Here is a 16,577-nt window from a genome sequence, read left to right on the forward strand (position 1 = left end):
GGAGTTTGCCGTTGTAGATGGTGTCGCGTAGTCGGCGGCGTGTGGTGGCGGCGATGTCGTCTGGTTAGTCGGCGGCGATGTCGAAGGCGAGGGGGATGGTGATGTCGGCTTTGTAGAGGTCGGCGATGTCGTAGACGAAGGATCGGTGGTGGCCGGTGTGGACGAAGCCGAGCGCAGGTGAGCAGCCCAGGGCGACGATGACGGAGTGGACGACCCCGTACAGTGCGGAGTTGGCGGCGGAGAGGGCTTGGTTGACGGGGTCGCCGCTGTCCCAGTCGTCGAGGTCGTAGCGGCGGTGTTTCCATTCCACGCCGGTGCGGGTGGAGTGGTGGCGGTAGATCTGGCGTACGCGGGCACCTTCTCGGCCGCGTAGTTGTTGCATGGTCAGTTCGGAGACGTCGTCGTCGGGGAAGCGCATGGCGTACATGGCGCGGGCGACTTGCAGGCGGGTGCGGGTGTTGGTGACGCAGTGTGCTTGTCGTTCGAGCAGCCGCGCGGAGCGTGCGGTGGTGGTGCCGTGGGCGTAGTAGCGGACGCCGCGTTCGCCGACCCAGACGACGGTGGATCCGCTGTCGGACATGAGGGTGATGGCTTGGTGGGTGATGGTGGTGCCGGGGCCGAGCAGCAGCACACCGACGGACGCGGCGGGGATGTGGACGGTGCCGCGTTCGTCGGTGGCGGTGATGGCGTTGAAGTCGCGGTTGACCACGCATCGGTCCAGGTAGAGGAACGAGACCCGGTCGGAGATGCGGACGAGTTCTTGCGCGCGGGTGGGGCGGCGCCCGATCGTGCTCATGGCTGGTGCGCGGGCCGGGGCGGGGCGAGGGTGAGCAGGCCGCAACCGTAGGATTTCGCGCGCCCGAGGCCGTGGGTGAGGGTGTGGCGCAACAGGTCCGGGTCGGTGACTTGGAGGATGCCTTCGTAGGTGGCGGTGGTGAGGGTGACGGGATGGGGGCCGCGGCGGAAGCGGTGGGTGCGGCGTTCGGCGAGGGTGAGCTGGTACTCGCCGGGGGCGTTGGACAGCGGGAGGATGTCGAATCCGGCGCGGGCGGCGCGTTGGAGGAGCCAGTGCCGTTGCTGGTCGGCGGTGACGTGGCCGACAGGTTTGGTGTCGGTCCAGTCGCGCAGCCGCACGGAGTGCACGGGGTTGGCGGTGACCCGGAACTGCCAGCGTTGCCCGGGGGCGAGGGTGTCGAGGAGGGTGTCGTAGCTGCGGGTGTCCCAGGTGTGGGTGGTGGGCCAGCCGGCTTGTTCGACGAGGTGGGTGTAGTCGGGTTTGCCGGGGCTGGCGGTGTAGAGCAGGACGCGGTGGCTGGCGTGAGTGTCCACTCGCCACAGCACGCGCCCGTGGCGGGTGGGGTCGGCGTCGGCGAATCCGCTCATGACGGCGGCGTGCATGGCTTGCGGGGAGGACAGCAAGGGGCGGGCGCCGCGGCGGCGGGGGTTGAGCGCCATTCTGGTGAGGAACACCGGTCATGCCTCCAGGATGGTCATCGGGTCGTGCTCGTCGACCGGATCGGTGGTGCCGTGCGGGTTGTGGATGCGCACGGTCGCGCGCACGACCTGGCGCCAGGCGTACTCGCGATGGTTCGGGTCGTAGCTGACCGGGTTGTCGCGCAGCATCTCCGCACCGGTGTCGCCGGGCCGGGCGTCGCGGACAGTCGCCAGCTCTACCTGTGTGGCGCGGGTGCGTTTCTGGGTGCGTTCGCTGACCAGCCAAGGATGGGTGGCGAGCCGGGTGTCGAGGGTGTCGCCGAAGACGCCGCAGGCGACGGGCCCGGCGGGTGGGCAGGCCCGCCGCCCGAGATAGAGGGGGAAGTGGGGGTGGTGCAGGGCGTGGTCGATGCCGTCGAGCAGGGCGCGGTCGCCTTCGAGGACAGCGAGGTAGACCGCGTCGGCGAGGTAGTAGCGATAGGACAGCGGCAGGGACTGCCAGCGGGTGGTGCCGTCGCGTTCGGTGCGAGGGCGTTGCGCGGTCTGGAAGTCGCGCACCAGACGGCCGGGCTGGTCGATCCGCACCCCGAACCTCAGGTCGAGCAGGTCCTCGACCGGGTCGCTGCGGCGCCGGCCTTCGGCGGCGGCGATCAGGCCCAGGACGCCGCTTTTGGTGGGGGCGTCTTCGGTGTCACGGCGGACGAACCGGCTGCGTGAGCCCCACGATTGCAGTGGTCCGGCCAGGCGCAGTGCGAGGACGCTCACGACGGGTCTGCCAGCCGCTGGGCGGCCAGTTCACCGACCCCGGTGACCAGCTCGGCGAGGGTGACGTTGCGGCCCAGGTCGTCGAGGCTGCCGGTGTCGGCACCGAGGCGGGTCACCCACGCCGCGACGGGGGTTTCGGTGTAGGCGCGTTCGACTTCGCGGGCCTCGTCGCGCAAGGCGTCGGCGGCACGTTTGACCCGGCCGGTCTGGTCGGATTCGCGGACCGGGTGCTCGAACGCGCCGACGAGATTGATCGGCTGGGAATCGCGGGCCAGCACGACGACGGCTTCGGGCAGGGTGCGGTTGGCGAAGGTGTTCTGTTTACCGGTGGGCATCGACCGCACGAAGCATTCGACGAACGCCTCGACCGCACGCCGCGCGGCGACCGGGTCGCCGAGGTTGTCGGCGAGCCGGTCGACATCGACGGTCGCGTACCGGTACAGGGTGGCGGAGTTGAACTCGACCGTCCCGATCATGCCCGCCCCCTTCTCGTGGTCGCCGAGGAAATCGTCGACCGCGGTGAAGTAGTCGAACTCGGTCTCGGCCGGGTGCACGCTGATCGCGTGCGCCACCTGAACCGCGGCATCGACGTTCAGGTCGGCCTGATCGGCGACCATCCGCCCGAACAACGCGACATCCACCGAATGCGCTTGATCGGCAAGGTCTTTCACCTTGGCGTTCTTCAACGCCTGCGCGGTGTCTTCGGCGCCCGCGGCGTCGATCGCGGCCTGCGCCAGGGCCTCCACCTGGCGCCGCGACAGGAATACCAGATAGCCCGCTTCCTCGGTGGCGTCCTTCTTCGGTGGCTTCACCGTGATCCCGACGGCCTTGATCGTCTCGCTCGCCAGCTCGGTAGCCCGTTCCGCCAGTTCTGGTGCCCGGCTGGTGATTTCGCCTGCGATAAGTTCGACGACGCGTCGGGTCCGCACGCCGAGTTCGGTGCGGTCGAAGCAGTCGTCGAACGCGACGCGGGTGGCGCGTTTCCAGGCTTGGCTCGACACCCGGGCACGGCGGACCCCGCCGTATAGCGCGGTCTTCGGGCTGCCGGTGTCGTCGCGGTTGAGATTGCTCGGCGGCACGGTGTGCAGGATGTGGATGTCGAAAATGGTGCGGCCCATACTGTTTCAGTCCTCGGTGGTGGTTTTCGGGATGGATTCGGTGGTGGTGCGGTGGAAGTCGCGGCCCCATGCCAGCCGGACAGTGACCTGCCTGCCAGGCGTCAGCAGTGCGACCACATCGTCGGCGAAACGGGCGTAGTCGAACCCCAGCCCTTCACCGCGGAGCTGGGTGATCAGGCCGCGGGCATGGGTGAGGAATTCCTCGACCGTCTCGGCGGTAGCCAGGGCGGTGAACCGCCGCGTGACCGCCTCGGTGTTGGCGGTTTTGCGGGATTTCAGCTGGGCGACAGCCGTGCCGAACGTGGTCCCCGGCTTGTGCGCGCGAGCCGTCATCGACTGCTGGTGCACCGCGAACAACGTCATCGCGGCATGGGCGGCCTGCTCGGTGCGGGTCGCGTCATCTCGCACGGCCGCGTAGGACTCGCCGCGGCTCCAGCGGATGTGGTCGGGCATGTCTCCGACGGTGAGGTTCCAGATCTCGGGAACGTCACCGACCGGCTTACCGACACCGCGGCGCAACCGCGCCAGATCCGCCCGCGCCGCCGGCACACCCCGGAACAGGTTGTCCTGTAGCTGCGTCAGGCGCGGGTCGAGGAACCGGCCCAAATCGCCGAGGCGATACCGGCGCTGGACCTTGGTGGTCTCGCGGGTGGATGTCGTCATGCCAATGCTCCCTCGGTCGCCTCGGCGTCAGTCATTCGGGATATGTTGTGCGCCAATGGCAGTGCCGCACTGAGACTGGCGTCGAATCGTGCTTGGGCCGCTGCCACAGTCATCATGCGGTCGTCGACCTCACGGCCGGTCCAAGCTGCCGGTGGCGCGGCCGTCACGACGTCACGGGCGATGGCCACGACGCTACGGCGAACGGTGTGCTGCCACTCGGTGCGCGCGACGATCAGATCAGTGCCGGGGGCCAGGGCCGCGAGCCAGCGCCGATACGGTGCGTCGAGCGCCGCGTACACCTGCTCCTGCGCGCGCTCGCCCGCGCCGGCCTTCGGCTCTGCGCCCGCGGCACGGGCGATGTTCTCCGCCAGCCGCCACACAGCACTCGCGGCCTGGTCGGCGTCAGTGACAGCGTTGACTGCGGCCTGCCCCGCCGCCGGATCGTCCTCGCGCAACAAGATCACCGACATCGGCAGGGCGTCCTCCACGATCTCGGCGTAGGTCGCATTCTGCGCACCGTATTCGACACCCACCACGCCGATCGCTGGTCGGTAGGAACCCGGCAACACGCCCGCCGCGCACAATTCGCCGATCCACCCCAGCACCCCCGGCGCGCGGTACCGCTGCGGCGCACCATTGGGTCCCGGGCGGGCTGCGGCCGAGGGCAGCAGAGCGTTCAGGCCGCGCCACATCGACCGCTCCGCAGTGTGCATGACCGGCATGTACACCACCGTCTTGGCCTTCTTGGTCTGCGGCTCGGAATACCGCCACGCGGTGTGCGGGTCCAGGGTGTGCCGGTTCTGCGGCTGGATCCGGTCACCGTTGGCCAGTACCACCCCCGTCACGCCCGACCGGTCCCCGACCAGCCGGATCCGCCGCGTCTGCCACGTATACAGCTCCACCGTGCCCGCCGGTGGCCGCTCCGACCACACCGGCCCGTCCGGATCACGCTCCCACACCGGCACATCCCCGTCTGCGCCCAACCGCGCGAACCGCTGTTCCTCGGACGCGATCATGTTCAGCAGCAAGGTTTCTCGTAGGTTTGCGCCCTGCGGGAGCACTCCCCCGATCTGTCCGGACCAGCCCGGCCCGATCGGATACCCCTTGCCAGCCTTTACTGTGGGATCGTCCACCGCACCGGACTTGATCCCGGATGGATCGAACGCGTGGGTGTGGACCAGCCAGCGCGCGGCCTCGGCCGCCGTGATCCTCCGCAGGTTACGCCGCGACCGCGTGGTGAAAAACGGCTCCCCGTTGGGCACATCCGCCACGATTCTCTCCAGCCCCGACACCTCCCCCTTCGCCGTCCGCAAATCAGCGACCTGGAAAAACGGGGCTACCGGATCGAACAGATCGAACCGATCCCGCACCTGTTCTCCGTACTTGACGATCGCATCGACTGGGAACTCCGGCTGCTCCCAGAGCTCCTGCCACTGGTCGCTGTCGACCGGTCCAGCCAACGCACGATGCGCGAACGCCAGCAGCAACCGCATGATCGCGAACCCTTGCGTCGGCACCTCCCCACCGACTGCGATGAATTCCGTTGACCTCTCGAATATTTCGAGAATCGACATCACGTGTTCATGGCCATCCCGGCCCAGCACCACGATCCACGGCTCATCCAGCAAACTGAACATTGCGGAATCAGCTTTCTTCATCGTGTCGCCCCTCCGTAGGCCACCGGTGGGTAGCCGATTCCTAGCCGACGAGTCGGTTGAGTTCTTTGTATGCCTTGAGCCCTGTGAAGAATGCGGTCAGCAGGCCAGCACAGACAGACATCAGCCCGGCAGTGGGGCTTGCGGGTGCTGCGGACCAGACGCTGGCACCTGCTAGTAGCCCAGCGAGGACGGCGATCACCGCAGAAGGGACAGCAATCGCCATGAGACGCAACGGTATCTGCGAGCGGGCGTCGCCTGCGGCGTCGCGATTCTGCTCCGGTGCTGTGGACACGGTCTTCCCTGAGGTAGCAGTTGTCGGCCGGGGAAGAAGGCCGGGCTGCTGTCGCAGCGGATGCCCGGGTACACATTTCTGCGGCCGGGCATACCGCCCCTCTTCGTGACCCATGCCGTGACTGCGGCACGGGTCGGCCCCGCGGAAGGCGGGGATCACTCGCGACGGCGTACCTTTCCGGTCCAACGATCGGGGTCAACCCAGCCTGACGCCGGGAGAAAGCAGGAGTGCCGCAACGAGTGAGACAGTAGCGCGCGCTTGACTTTTGAGCAAGGATCGATGGTCTGGAAAGGATCGATGCACTGACAACGTACGAGCACCTTCGGGTTTCGTCATCCGCCTTGCGCTGCCGTGTCGACAGCTGTTGCCTCGTTGGGAGGAACACAGTTGTGGCCGCCGCAGGGGTGGACATGTGCGTCGGTGCGACGTCGCGCAGGATGGGCGACGACGGAACATGTTGTGGTGACTCACTATTCGGCAACGCTCAATCCAACCTGTGGTGTGTAGCGGATGGTTTTGCCAGCGAGGGTCCCCTCGCCGGCCTGGTCAACAGCCAGGACCGGGAGGCGGTAGATGACCGGGGAGGATTCCCAGGCAGGCGGGGTGGCCTGCCACAGTTCTTCTTCGGCGTCCGCTGTACTGAACTCCAGAGGTAGCCGCAACGCACAGGTGGCGACCACGCGGGCGGTCGAATCCTCCGGGGCGACCTCGCGCGGGATGGGGAGGGCGCCGTCCCCGTCGGGCAGCCACGACGGCGTCTGCCATTCCCCGGTGCCGATGGCTTGGATCAGGACGACTTCGAGGCTGGGGGCGCCGTCGCGTACCTGGCCTTGTCCTTCGGCGGCGTCGTCGGCGTCGCCGACGTTGGCCGACAACCAGCCGATGATCGGCTTACCGGGACGGCCGGGGTCAGCGAGCTGATGAGCTGTCGCTCGGTCGGTACGGCGCGCGATGTCGCTGTGCCATTGTTGCCGGGCCTCGGCCATCGCTGCCTGCCAGCTGTCGGGGCCGATCGGTTCTGGTCCGTAGGCGTCTTGCACCAGTGGTGCGATGTCGTCGGGCAGCGAAACCGTCGACCCCAGATGAGGCAGCAGGACAGCCGCGGCCCGCAGCAGCGGATACGCCCGGTACACATACCGTGCCGCGGAAGTTTCGAGCGTCGGTGGCGCTGTTGAGAAGTCCACGCCGGCAAGGTAAGTGCGGGCTTGTCGCAGTTTCGCGGGGCGCTGCGATTGGCCGTCGCCGCGCTGGTGGCGATGCAGCCGCCCCATGCGTTGCAGGATCAGATCGATGGGCGCGAGGTCGGTGATCAGGACATCGAAGTCGACGTCCAGGGACTGCTCGACCACCTGGGAGGCGACCACGATCCGCCGCCGCAGCCGCTGTGGCAGGCCGCTGTCGCGGCCGAAATCCTCCAGCAGTTCGGCGTCCTTGCGTGCCCGGTCCGCGGCGATGAATCGGGCGTGGGTCACGGTCACCTCGCCGGGAAACTCCGCCTCCAATCTCTCGGCGGTCGCGAGCACGCGGCGCACGGTGTTGCGGACCACCAGCGCGCAACCGCCCTCGGACAGTTGGTCCTTCAGTACGGCGGTGAGTTCATCGAGGTCGTCATCGACCGCTCCGCCCAGCGCCTGTACCACGACGCTGGTCGTGCGGCCGGAAGGCTCGATGACCCGGCTGCCGACCTCGCCGCCCGCTGTCCACGACAGCAACGGATATCCCACATCCACCGCCACCGGCGCCGGTGCTGCGCCGAGGCGTCCGCGTTGATACGCCTGCAGCAGCTCGGCGCGGCGATCTGCCGGCAGCGTCGCCGAGAGCGCGATCACCGGCACCCGGTACGCGCCCAGCCACGTCAACGCCTTCAACAGATAGGAGTTCATGTAGGCGTCGTAGGCGTGGACCTCGTCGAGGATCACCACCTTGCCCGCCAACCCGAGGTGCCGCAGCATCACATGCCGCGCTTTCAACGCCGCGAACAACAACTGGTCGATCGTGCCGACGACGAAATTCGCCAACGGCGCCTTCTTCCGTCCCGCCAGCCACGCATGCGCGACCACCGCGTGTCGCCCCCGACGCCGCGGATTCGCGGAATCTTCTTCGTCGCAACCGATTCCGGTCCGCGGCAACCAGCCTTCGCGTACCAGTCCGTCGAACTCCCGGTGCAGCCGGGCTTTTCCGTGGCTGAGGGTCACCGCGCCCACCTGCTGGCCGTCAGCGCCCATCGCGTCCAGCCACGCCAGCACGCGATCGAACATCGCGTTCGTCGTTGCCTGCGTCGGCAACGCCACCTGCACACCCCCCGCACCCCACCGGGCAGCCATCAACTCCGCCGCCGCCAACGCCGCCTCGGTCTTCCCCTCCCCCATCGGCGCCTCCACCACCAGCAGCCCCGGCTCCGCCATCTCCTCCACGGCCTCACACGCCGCCACCTGCACCGGACGCACCACACTGCCTTCCGGCAACCGGAAACGCGACGCAAACAACTGCGCCACAGACACATTCACCGAATCCGGCCGCCACGGGCCCGGAAGAGACAACCGCCGCAACCCACGCACGGCCCGACCCTCACCGTCGCCGTCATTCACTGCGGGCAGCGCGCCGGGCAGGAACGGCAGCAACTCCTCACTGCTCGCGATCCAATCCGCCATGATCACCGCGCCGGTCGCCACGACCTGAAAACCGGGCGACAGCTTGACATCTCGCCACCGATCGAGAAACCCCGCCGCACCCGTGCGCGTCGCGACACGATCAGCCAGCTCCCACTGCACCGACCGCCACAACCCCTGCCCGAACAAATAGGGATACACCTGCGCCGTATCAGCCGGGTCCGACTCCAACGGCACACCGTGATGCCCGCCCACCACCACACCCCACGACCGCGCCGCCGACCGGCGCCACCCCCGCTCACCCAGCCACGCCACCAGCAAATGATGCCCAGTCACGGTGTGATGGGCCTGATCCCGGTCCGGCAACTCACGCTTACCCGTCGGCATACTCAACCCGAACTCGCGCATCCGCTGCGCCAGCAAATCGTGCTGCACCGCGAATGCCGGAGTCGCCTTACCCAGATCATGAACCCCCGCCAGAAACCGCAACGCCGCCCGCGCAGCCACCACATCACCCCCGAAATCCCGCGCCAGCAACTCCACCACCGACCCCGGCAACCACCGATCGAACAACCACCCCGCCACATCCGCCGCATCATCCATGTGCTGCCACAAAGGAAGCCAATCCCCATCGCCATTCGGCGACTTCGCCCACACCGAACGCGCAGCGCCACTCAACCCCACAAGCAACCCCCTCCCGATGCCGACGCAGATCAGCAGAATGCCCGAACTATCGCACGACCCACCGACACGTTACAGACGACACGACACCTGACTGCCGCCAAATCGCTACGACAGCAACATTTTTCGATCTTGATAGCGGACTGATCCCTGACACAAAACTTGCAGCCGCCAACGAGCCCACATGCGCATGGACCCAGCTGCCATGACTGCGCGAGAGCACCTACGGGCCAGCGATTACCGCGACCACACCACGAAACGCCTCCGCTCCCACCGGCGGTCCACTCGCCTCGCGAGGCATCCTGTATCGCCGGGGTTCACCCCCCGGCCTCAGCGAGCACCGCGTGGCAGCAGGCCCATCCAGCAAGTCGTCGCATCATCCCCGCGTGCGCGGGAGCACCCTTGAGCAGGTCGTTCATCAGCGCGGCAACCTCGGATCATCCCCGCGTGCGCGGGGAGCACGACGGCGATGGGATCGGACACGGGGTTACCTCCGGATCATCCCCGCGTGCGCGGGGAGCACCACCAAGCGTGAACTGGACGACTTGGTGGACACGGATCATCCCCGCGTGCGCGGGGAGCACTCTCCTTTATCTGTTGTCGATCGCCAGCGTCGGGGGACCACCGCGTTGCCAGTCGTGGGACCACTGTCGGGAGTGCAGAAGTAGAACCAGTTCTCGCGCGGCTGACTAGCTGACAGCCCCCGCCCGAACGACCCGGAATGCGGCATGAGCGTGCACTGCGGGGGCCAGGCTCCTTCGCGTTCAGCTAAAGCGTCGAGCAAGCGTGTCTGGGTGGCGGTCATTCCAACGGCAACCCGCATAGCGATGGCGATGCCGCGGCCTGCCCGATGCGAACATGACCGGCGTGCCGAGGTAAGGATTCCCATGTCGCGTGAGACGATGTCGTGTTCGTTTGCCGCCGAAGGAGTTATCCGTGCCGACCTTGACGCCAGCTGATCAGGTTGGCCTGCACATCTCCACCCTGAAGAGTGCGCAGTTGCAGATCTACAGTAGCAGTGGCAGCCGTCACCCTTTCCCCCTAGCGGTCCTGATCAAGCAGGTAGTCTCAGACAGACTGATCCTGGCAGGGGATCGTCTCAGGGACGGTGATCGACTAATTCTTGGTAGGAACTATCGATCGGCGATCAGTCGGCACTACTACGCGATGTACCATGCAGCCCGAGCAGTTGTGTTCGCCGAGGAAAAGGGTGACGACTACGAGAAACATAGCGTCTTGCCTCGGCACTTACCGCCGAGTATGTCAAACGTAAGTCAATACGAGAACGAGTTGACCGACGCCAGACTGCTTCGTAATCAAGCCGATTACGATATCTACCCAGTAAATGAAGCGGGCTGGGAAGTCGAAGCTCGCTCCCTGGCGGTTACGGCCGCTCAGTTCGTCAACGCGTTCGAACACTTCGCACTCACGAATGGACATGTTTAATGCCAACGCCGGATCCCGCAGATGAAACGCGGCGACTTCTTCGTGACGCCGATATCGAAGATGAAACGCGGCGACTTCTTCGTGACGCCGATATCGAAGTCATTCGTGTTGACGAACGTAGGTTTCCGGGCGAGCGCTGGCTCATTGTCTTTGTCCCAATGGAGTCGCTTACGGTTGCCCAGAGTCTGGCTGGCACGATCGAGCAGCACTTGAATAGTCTATTTTCAAATGACTCAAGTCTATTTACGGTTGTTTTCCGAGTTCCTTCAGATATCGCCCAGAACATAGAAAATGCGGTCGATGGAGGGCGTCTCGCCCGTGAAGACGTGACGCGGTTAATTCAACTTCTTGAGGCGCGTTCACGAACATCAGACGCTCTACCAAGTTTGTCGTTTGTGGAAGATCCGAGAGTCAGTCTTGCAGCGGTCGTCGCGTCTCGTCACCATTTGATCTATGGTCGACGCGGCGTAGGAAAGACCACTTTGCTACTAGAAGCGAAGCGCATTGCGGAAAATTCGGGACATATTTCAGTGTGGATCAACGCTCACGTCCTTCGTCGGCTTGACGCAACTCGCAGCTTTATAGAGGTTGCGGCCTCAGTATTAGAGGCGCTGATTAACCATGGAGGATCGTCGAATTCTCCCGCATTTCAAGATCTAAGCAATTTGCGATCGAAGCTGCGAGAACTAAGCGGTGAGTCGCTAACTGCTGGCGACATTGCTGGAGCTATTCCTAGCATCAACCGGGGGTTGCGCAGAGTTCTTGCCTATGATGTGTTGCGCCTGTACCTGTTTGTGGATGACTTTTACCTCTTGCCAGCCGACGTTCAGCCACAATTCTTGGATTATGTTTTTGGCATGCTTCGAGATGCTGATGGGTGGATAAAGGTAGCTAGCATTGAACGACTTACTCGACCATTTGAACCCTCGACAAAGACAGGTTTGGAAATACCACATGATGCGTCTCGAATAGACCTTGACATTACGTTGGAAGATCCGAGGGCTGCTCAGCATTTTCTTGAGTCAGTGCTAGCTAGCTACACCGCCACAGCAGGTGTGAAGCAGCCATCTTCAATTGCAAAGCCAGAAGCGCTAAGTCGGTTAGTGATCGCTTCTGGTGGCGTTCCACGCGACTATCTAAATCTCTTCGCCTCATCGATAGTTGTGGCAAGAGGATCGCGTCCACAAGCAAGGGAGATCGGGCGCGAAGATGTTGCCAAGGCGGCCAACGAATCGTCTCAGAGCAAAAAGCGAGATCTGGAGCAAGATGTCTCTTCGGAAGCTTCGGGTCTTCTGCTCGCAGCGCTGGAACGGGTATCCAGCTTCGTAAAAGGAGAGGGATATGCGTACTTCAGGGTTGATATAGCAGAGAATAACCGGTCAGGATATAAACTACTTGCCCAATTGGTAGATCTTCGTTTCATGCACTTGATCCAGTCAAGCCTCTCCGATCAGAGTAAGGCTGGTGTTAAGTATGAGGCGTACATTCTCGACCTAAGTGAATATGCTGGCGTCAGACTAAAACGAAGCCTCGAGGTTCTAGACCTTGAGGCAGGAGCCTGGTTCTCAAGACTAACAGGGAAGGCTGGGTCGAAGGAAAAGCTCGTTGGTACTAAATTGCGTGACAAACTGCGTCGTGCCCCGCTGGTTCATGTGGATGAAGTACTGCTCAACGATTGAAGGTGACTACAGGCCCTACAGACTGGCTGGCTTGGGCCCCAAGCCCTCGTGTGCGGTGCCGACACGTCGACGTGCCGCGTGCGGCTCTTTTCGCGCGCGTTACGTGTCGCCGCGCGGGCGACGGCGTGGAGCATGCCTTGAATCTGTATAGCGAAATTCGGTTGCGCCTAAGAAGCGAGCTGCGCGCTCATCGGCCTACTTGCAGTGCCGTCGGCTGCCGCCGCCATGGCTGACCCGCACCAGCAAATCTGGAACACGTTCGCTCGCCGGATCGCGTACTGGCAGTGGTCCCACGATTGGCAATCTGGTGGTCCCTTAACGCTGGCAAGCGACATCTGTCCCGAATTCAGATTCTTGCGGATCATCCCCGCGTGCGCGGGGAGCACCGTAACGGCGCCGAGGTGATCAACCGGCACGGCGGATCATCCCCGCGTGCGCGGGGAGCACGCGAGCGAATCCGGCGTCGAAACGTCGATCAGTGGATCATCCCCGCGTGCGCGGGGAGCACCGCTCCGGCGCGCCCGCGATCATCCTCGGCGACGGATCATCCCCGCGTGCGCGGGGAGCACGCCCGCACCACCGCGCGGGCCTGCCGCGACCACGGATCATCCCCGCGTGCGCGGGGAGCACTACCGCACCAGCGGCGCAAGCGGCACCGAGGTCGGATCATCCCCGCGTGCGCGGGGAGCACGATGCCAGCGCCGGGCGCTCGGGGGCAGCGGTCGGATCATCCCCGCGTGCGCGGGGAGCACACTTGCTGATCTGGCGTGTTATCGCGACACGCCCGGGAATCGATTCGGTTTGCTCACGCTTTGAATCGTGTCCAGGCTGCCTGCCGCGTGCTCTCGTTGTCGTACTGTAGCGACGGGTTTGTCTACCGTCGCAGCCATTCGTTTCCGTTCATCTTTTCGAAGTAGGCGTCGTCGGCAGCCTGGATCTCGTCCTCGGTCAAAGCACGGGGTTGCTGCGTAACCCGGTCGTGCTGGTTGAGCGTTGCCCGGATAGCGGTGAGGCCGGCCTGGACACGGTCGTCTGCGGTGAGGGGGCGCACGGCGTGGGCGGATTTTCTGGCGGCGTCCTTCTCTGCGGCGGCCGTGGCCTCGAGGATGAGTTGGCTGAGCTGGCTACCGGACCTTGTAGTGTTCGGCGGGAGTGTGAGGTCGCGCAGGTGTCCGGCGGAGTCGACGGTGGCGACGATCGTGCCGTTGGCGGCGGTACCTGTGCCGCGGACCTTCTTCAGCTTCGCTTGGACGCGTGCGGCTTTCGCCTGAACTTCGGCGAGACCCGCGTCGACGTCGGGGTATTCACTCATTGATCACATCCGGGAATTCGGCAAGGATTTCGGGGCCGCGGCGGCGGCCAGGTGCAGTGCAGGATGTCGAGGACAATTTTGGCGGGGAACAGGCCGTACCGGTCGATGGTCGTGTCCGGGTGGGGTCGGCGCCTCGTGCTCGCAGCACGCGGATTGTTCCTGCGGGCTTCCCATTCTGGTGACCGCCGCCCAGTACATCGCTGGATGGCCTTTCTCGGTTGAGGCGTCGAGGTCGGTGCCGGCGTCGAGCAGTTGTGTGACGACTTCGGGTACGGCTGCCTGGGAGTCGAAATGCAGCGGAGTCCAGCGGCTGTGGTCGGTGAGGGTGACGTCTTCGGTGTCGAGCCGTCTGTTGACGGCCGTCGGTTCGCCGTCGCGGGCTGCGTAATGCAGTGCGGTGCGGCCGGATTCGTCGAGTCTGGTCATGACGGTTCCTGGTCGAGGAGGTCGGCGAACTCGGCGCGGATCTCGGGTGCGGTGCCCGATTGGCTGATGAAGTACAGCGGGCTTTCGGGCGGGAAGTAGTCGTCCTTGATCGTCTTGCGGCTCGGGTCTGCTCCCCGGGCGCGTAGCACACGGATCGTCTGGACCGGGTCACCACTGCGGGCGACGGCGGCCCAGTAGATCGCGGGCATGCCCTTCTCGGTGACCGCGTCGATGTCTGCTCCGGCGTCGAGCAGGCGTTCCACCACCGGCGCGGCGGCCGAACGAGCGGCGAAGTGCAACGGTGTCCAGCCCTCGGCATCAGCGAGGTTGACATCTTCGGTGTTCAGTAGCCGTTCCACGGCGGCCAAGTCGCCGTCGACCGCGGCGTAATGCAGTGGTGAGCGGCCGAATTCGTCCAGTTCGCTCATTTACTTCTGCTCCCGTCTGTGGCTGCGGTTACCGTACTGGTCCTCGATGTGGAAGTAGTCGGGGTGGCTGTTGACGTAGTCGTTGAATTCCTGCTGGTTCATGCCTTTGCCTTGCGCCTCGGCCAGCAGGCGACGGTGCTCGAACCCGCCCAGGTGACCGTATTCCCAATTCGGATTGACCGGGTACCGGGCACGGTTCGCGGGGTCGAGGTAGTACTTCCCGTCGTCGGATTTCTCCAGCTGTGTCACCCACGGCTTGTCGTCGTAGGATTTGTTGATCGGGACCTTGACCGCAGGCTCGGACTCCACCTCATAGAACTCCTCCTGCTTCCCAGACGGCCCCCATTTCTTGGTCTTCGCTTCGATCGCGTCTTTGGTCTGCTGCGTCAACTTCGGCCGCCGCAAGTCCGCGAACGACGTGAACGGGCCCGGCGCCACCGCCCCATCGGCACCCGCCAAGGCCGGGCGAGCCCGCAGCAGCGGGATCAACGCTTCCGTGCTACGAGAAATGGCCTGCGACACCGCGATCGGCACCCGCGCTGCTTCGGTCAGGCCGACTAGGGCGCGGATCATGGCCGCGATCCGGGCACCGTAGATCGAGATGGCTAGGGCCATGCCGCCTTGGGCCGCGGCGGCGGATCCGCCGCCGGTCATCGCGGCCCCGAGCCAGCCGAAGGCTTGGTCGACCACCACGATCGCGGCCAGTTCGATCAGGGCTTGCGTGATCTGGCCTTTGGTGTGGCTGACCGAATCCGCATAGGCGTCACAGGATTTCGCCAACTCGTCACACACCCCGGCCAGGGTGTCGAACTGAGCTTTGACCAGATCGGCTTGCTCGAGGGCTTGCTGGGTCTCGGGGGTCTGCTGTGATTCGATCAGCTGCCGGGCGCCGGGCAAAGTGATGGTGGCCATGCGGAGTTTGGTGGCCATCAGCCGCCAGGCGCCCGCGGCGCCCCGCAGTTTGCTCGGGTGACCGTTCGGCCACAGTTCGCCTTGGACAGCGCCTTTCACCCAATCCCAGCCCGTCGGCTCGGGATCGCTGCCACCGAACGTCGGCGGCGGCTCCGGCGGATTGCACACCGTGAGCGAGCCCGGCGGAAACACCAACGCGTTCGGGTTCGCCTCCGGCGCAGACTGCACATTCGCGTTACTGTGATTGGCCGCGGTAGCCTGCAGCAGATCATGCATCTGCCCGACCGCCAGCGCGAGGTCAGCGAGCGCGTCGACGGTGTCGTACGCGACCGGATCGTAGTCACTCGACCACTTCAGACCGGCGTTATCCGAACCCGCCGACCCGCCGCAGTCCTTCAGGACGTTGGACAGGTCGGTGATGGCCGGGAGCAGGCTGTTGCGATGCACCTGGGCGTAGACCTCGGCGGCCTGGGTGAACCCGCCCGGGTCGACGATCAGCGGCGCGGTCATTTCGGCCACATACGCGTGTTGGTGTCCACCGCGGTCGTGTAGTTCGCATGCGCCTGCCGAGCGATCCGACGCAGATCGTCCAGGTTCTCGCGCATCTCCGTGACGCCGGCCATCCACTCGTCGTGGACCGTGCGCTGTTCGGCGGCGGCCTGGCTGTCCCACGACAGATGCAGATCAGCGATATGGGTGTCGATCTCCCCGAGCCAGGTTTCGACGTCCGTGGCGAAGGTCTGCATCGCCGTCACGGCCTCGTCCAGCAGATCCAGATCGACCCGGAACCGTTCGTTCCCGTCTGCCATCACGCCCCCTACGAATCCATGTTCAACCGCACCTGACCGACCGCCGCCGTGTTCGACTGTTCCTGCGCCTCATACAGATTCGCGGCCTCGACCAGCTTCGTCGCCGACTCGTCCAGTGCGCCGATGATTGCCTCGGCGCCCTGTTTCCACTCCGTCCACGAGCCGTCGTACTTCACCGCCGCCGTGCCGTCCCAGCCCTCCGCCAGCAGGCGCTTACCGATCGTGTCATCGAGCTGCCCCAACCGGTCCCGCATCGCCTGTGCCTTATCGGCCGCGAACCGCGCCGCCTCCCGCAACCGGACCGGATCAACACGAAGCAGATCAGACATCATCGACTTCCCCTCG

The 16,577-nt window shown here is 65.1% G+C and carries 15 protein-coding genes and 1 CRISPR repeat array; of the genes, 2 read left to right on the forward strand and 13 right to left on the reverse strand.

Annotation, left to right across the window (positions count from 1 at the left end):
• Positions 1 to 64: 64 nt before the first annotated feature.
• The 7 genes from cas1e to cas3 all read right to left on the reverse strand — a co-directional run bounded on the left by cas1e (position 65) and on the right by cas3 (position 9,223).
• Positions 65 to 796, reverse strand: a complete 732-nt coding sequence (gene cas1e / locus QH470_RS26885) for a type I-E CRISPR-associated endonuclease Cas1e (RefSeq protein ID WP_280275148.1) — start codon at positions 794 to 796, stop codon at positions 65 to 67.
• Positions 793 to 1,470 carry a type I-E CRISPR-associated protein Cas6/Cse3/CasE gene (gene cas6e / locus QH470_RS26890; protein ID WP_280275149.1) on the reverse strand — a complete coding sequence of 226 codons (678 nt, stop codon included), beginning with the start codon at positions 1,468 to 1,470 and terminating at the stop codon, positions 793 to 795. The genes cas1e and cas6e overlap by 4 nt, the downstream gene beginning before the upstream one ends.
• A 3-nt stretch (positions 1,471 to 1,473) precedes the next feature.
• Positions 1,474 to 2,199: a type I-E CRISPR-associated protein Cas5/CasD gene (gene cas5e / locus QH470_RS26895; RefSeq protein ID WP_280275150.1), complete on the reverse strand. Its 726-nt coding sequence runs from the start codon at positions 2,197 to 2,199 to the stop codon at positions 1,474 to 1,476.
• Positions 2,196 to 3,317, reverse strand: coding sequence for a type I-E CRISPR-associated protein Cas7/Cse4/CasC (cas7e, locus tag QH470_RS26900; RefSeq protein ID WP_280275151.1), 1,122 nt, complete (start codon positions 3,315 to 3,317; stop codon positions 2,196 to 2,198). Before cas7e ends, cas5e begins: the two co-directional genes overlap by 4 nt.
• A gap of 6 nt (positions 3,318 to 3,323) precedes the next feature.
• A complete protein-coding gene (gene casB, locus QH470_RS26905) occupies positions 3,324 to 3,980 on the reverse strand; it encodes a type I-E CRISPR-associated protein Cse2/CasB (RefSeq protein ID WP_280275152.1) in 657 nt (218 codons plus the stop codon).
• A complete protein-coding gene (gene casA / locus QH470_RS26910; protein WP_280275153.1) occupies positions 3,977 to 5,638 on the reverse strand; it encodes a type I-E CRISPR-associated protein Cse1/CasA in 1,662 nt (553 codons plus the stop codon). The genes casB and casA overlap by 4 nt, the downstream gene beginning before the upstream one ends.
• A 762-nt stretch (positions 5,639 to 6,400) precedes the next feature.
• Complete coding sequence (gene cas3, locus QH470_RS26915) at positions 6,401 to 9,223, reverse strand: CRISPR-associated helicase Cas3' (protein ID WP_342228466.1); 2,823 nt, start codon at positions 9,221 to 9,223, stop codon at positions 6,401 to 6,403.
• Positions 9,224 to 10,156: 933 nt separating this feature from the next.
• Here cas3 and QH470_RS26920 point away from each other — a divergent pair.
• Together QH470_RS26920 and QH470_RS26925 are read left to right on the forward strand one after the other, a co-directional pair.
• Positions 10,157 to 10,666: a HEPN domain-containing protein gene (locus tag QH470_RS26920; protein ID WP_280275154.1), complete on the forward strand. Its 510-nt coding sequence runs from the start codon at positions 10,157 to 10,159 to the stop codon at positions 10,664 to 10,666.
• Positions 10,666 to 12,345, forward strand: coding sequence for a P-loop NTPase family protein (locus QH470_RS26925; RefSeq protein ID WP_280275155.1), 1,680 nt, complete (start codon positions 10,666 to 10,668; stop codon positions 12,343 to 12,345). Before QH470_RS26920 ends, QH470_RS26925 begins: the two co-directional genes overlap by 1 nt.
• Before the next feature lie 357 nt (positions 12,346 to 12,702).
• A CRISPR array of direct repeats spans positions 12,703 to 13,097; the repeat unit is 29 nt; unit sequence CGGATCATCCCCGCGTGCGCGGGGAGCAC.
• Between the two features lie 122 nt (positions 13,098 to 13,219).
• Here QH470_RS26925 and QH470_RS26930 read toward each other — a convergent pair.
• The 6 genes from QH470_RS26930 to QH470_RS26955 are packed head-to-tail and all read right to left on the reverse strand — an operon-like array spanning position 13,220 to position 16,564.
• Complete coding sequence (locus QH470_RS26930; RefSeq protein WP_280275156.1) at positions 13,220 to 13,657, reverse strand: YbaB/EbfC family nucleoid-associated protein; 438 nt, start codon at positions 13,655 to 13,657, stop codon at positions 13,220 to 13,222.
• Positions 13,658 to 13,660: 3 nt separating this feature from the next.
• The gene (locus QH470_RS26935; RefSeq protein WP_280275157.1) at positions 13,661 to 14,083 is read right to left on the reverse strand and encodes an ankyrin repeat domain-containing protein; all 423 of its coding nucleotides are present in this window, start codon (positions 14,081 to 14,083) and stop codon (positions 13,661 to 13,663) included.
• Positions 14,080 to 14,511 carry an ankyrin repeat domain-containing protein gene (locus tag QH470_RS26940; RefSeq protein ID WP_280275158.1) on the reverse strand — a complete coding sequence of 144 codons (432 nt, stop codon included), beginning with the start codon at positions 14,509 to 14,511 and terminating at the stop codon, positions 14,080 to 14,082. Before QH470_RS26940 ends, QH470_RS26935 begins: the two co-directional genes overlap by 4 nt.
• Positions 14,512 to 15,933, reverse strand: a complete 1,422-nt coding sequence (locus QH470_RS26945; protein WP_280275159.1) for a WXG100-like domain-containing protein — start codon at positions 15,931 to 15,933, stop codon at positions 14,512 to 14,514. It lies immediately after the preceding gene.
• Positions 15,930 to 16,232: a WXG100 family type VII secretion target gene (locus QH470_RS26950; protein ID WP_280275160.1), complete on the reverse strand. Its 303-nt coding sequence runs from the start codon at positions 16,230 to 16,232 to the stop codon at positions 15,930 to 15,932. Before QH470_RS26950 ends, QH470_RS26945 begins: the two co-directional genes overlap by 4 nt.
• An 8-nt stretch (positions 16,233 to 16,240) precedes the next feature.
• Entirely contained in the window at positions 16,241 to 16,564 is a 324-nt protein-coding gene (locus QH470_RS26955) for a WXG100 family type VII secretion target (RefSeq protein WP_280275161.1), read from the reverse strand.
• Positions 16,565 to 16,577 lie beyond the last annotated feature (13 nt).

It is taken from the genome of Nocardia wallacei (assembly GCF_029868745.1).
GTDB classification, from domain to species: Bacteria; Actinomycetota; Actinomycetes; order Mycobacteriales; family Mycobacteriaceae; genus Nocardia; species Nocardia wallacei_B.

What these genes read in the sequence shown, in the direction of transcription:
- casB (WP_280275152.1), bottom strand. Translation starts at nt 3,980, where the DNA reads ATGACGACATCCACCCGCGAGACCACCAAGGTCCAGCGCCGGTATCGC.
- QH470_RS26930 (WP_280275156.1), bottom strand. Translation starts at nt 13,657, where the DNA reads ATGAGTGAATACCCCGACGTCGACGCGGGTCTCGCCGAAGTTCAGGCG.
- cas1e (WP_280275148.1), bottom strand. Translation starts at nt 796, where the DNA reads ATGAGCACGATCGGGCGCCGCCCCACCCGCGCGCAAGAACTCGTCCGC.
- QH470_RS26935 (WP_280275157.1), bottom strand. Translation starts at nt 14,083, where the DNA reads ATGACCAGACTCGACGAATCCGGCCGCACCGCACTGCATTACGCAGCC.
- casA (WP_280275153.1), bottom strand. Translation starts at nt 5,638, where the DNA reads ATGAAGAAAGCTGATTCCGCAATGTTCAGTTTGCTGGATGAGCCGTGG.
- QH470_RS26945 (WP_280275159.1), bottom strand. Translation starts at nt 15,933, where the DNA reads ATGACCGCGCCGCTGATCGTCGACCCGGGCGGGTTCACCCAGGCCGCC.
- QH470_RS26955 (WP_280275161.1), bottom strand. Translation starts at nt 16,564, where the DNA reads ATGATGTCTGATCTGCTTCGTGTTGATCCGGTCCGGTTGCGGGAGGCG.
- cas7e (WP_280275151.1), bottom strand. Translation starts at nt 3,317, where the DNA reads ATGGGCCGCACCATTTTCGACATCCACATCCTGCACACCGTGCCGCCG.
- QH470_RS26940 (WP_280275158.1), bottom strand. Translation starts at nt 14,511, where the DNA reads ATGAGCGAACTGGACGAATTCGGCCGCTCACCACTGCATTACGCCGCG.
- QH470_RS26950 (WP_280275160.1), bottom strand. Translation starts at nt 16,232, where the DNA reads ATGGCAGACGGGAACGAACGGTTCCGGGTCGATCTGGATCTGCTGGAC.
- QH470_RS26925 (WP_280275155.1), top strand. Translation starts at nt 10,666, where the DNA reads ATGCCAACGCCGGATCCCGCAGATGAAACGCGGCGACTTCTTCGTGAC.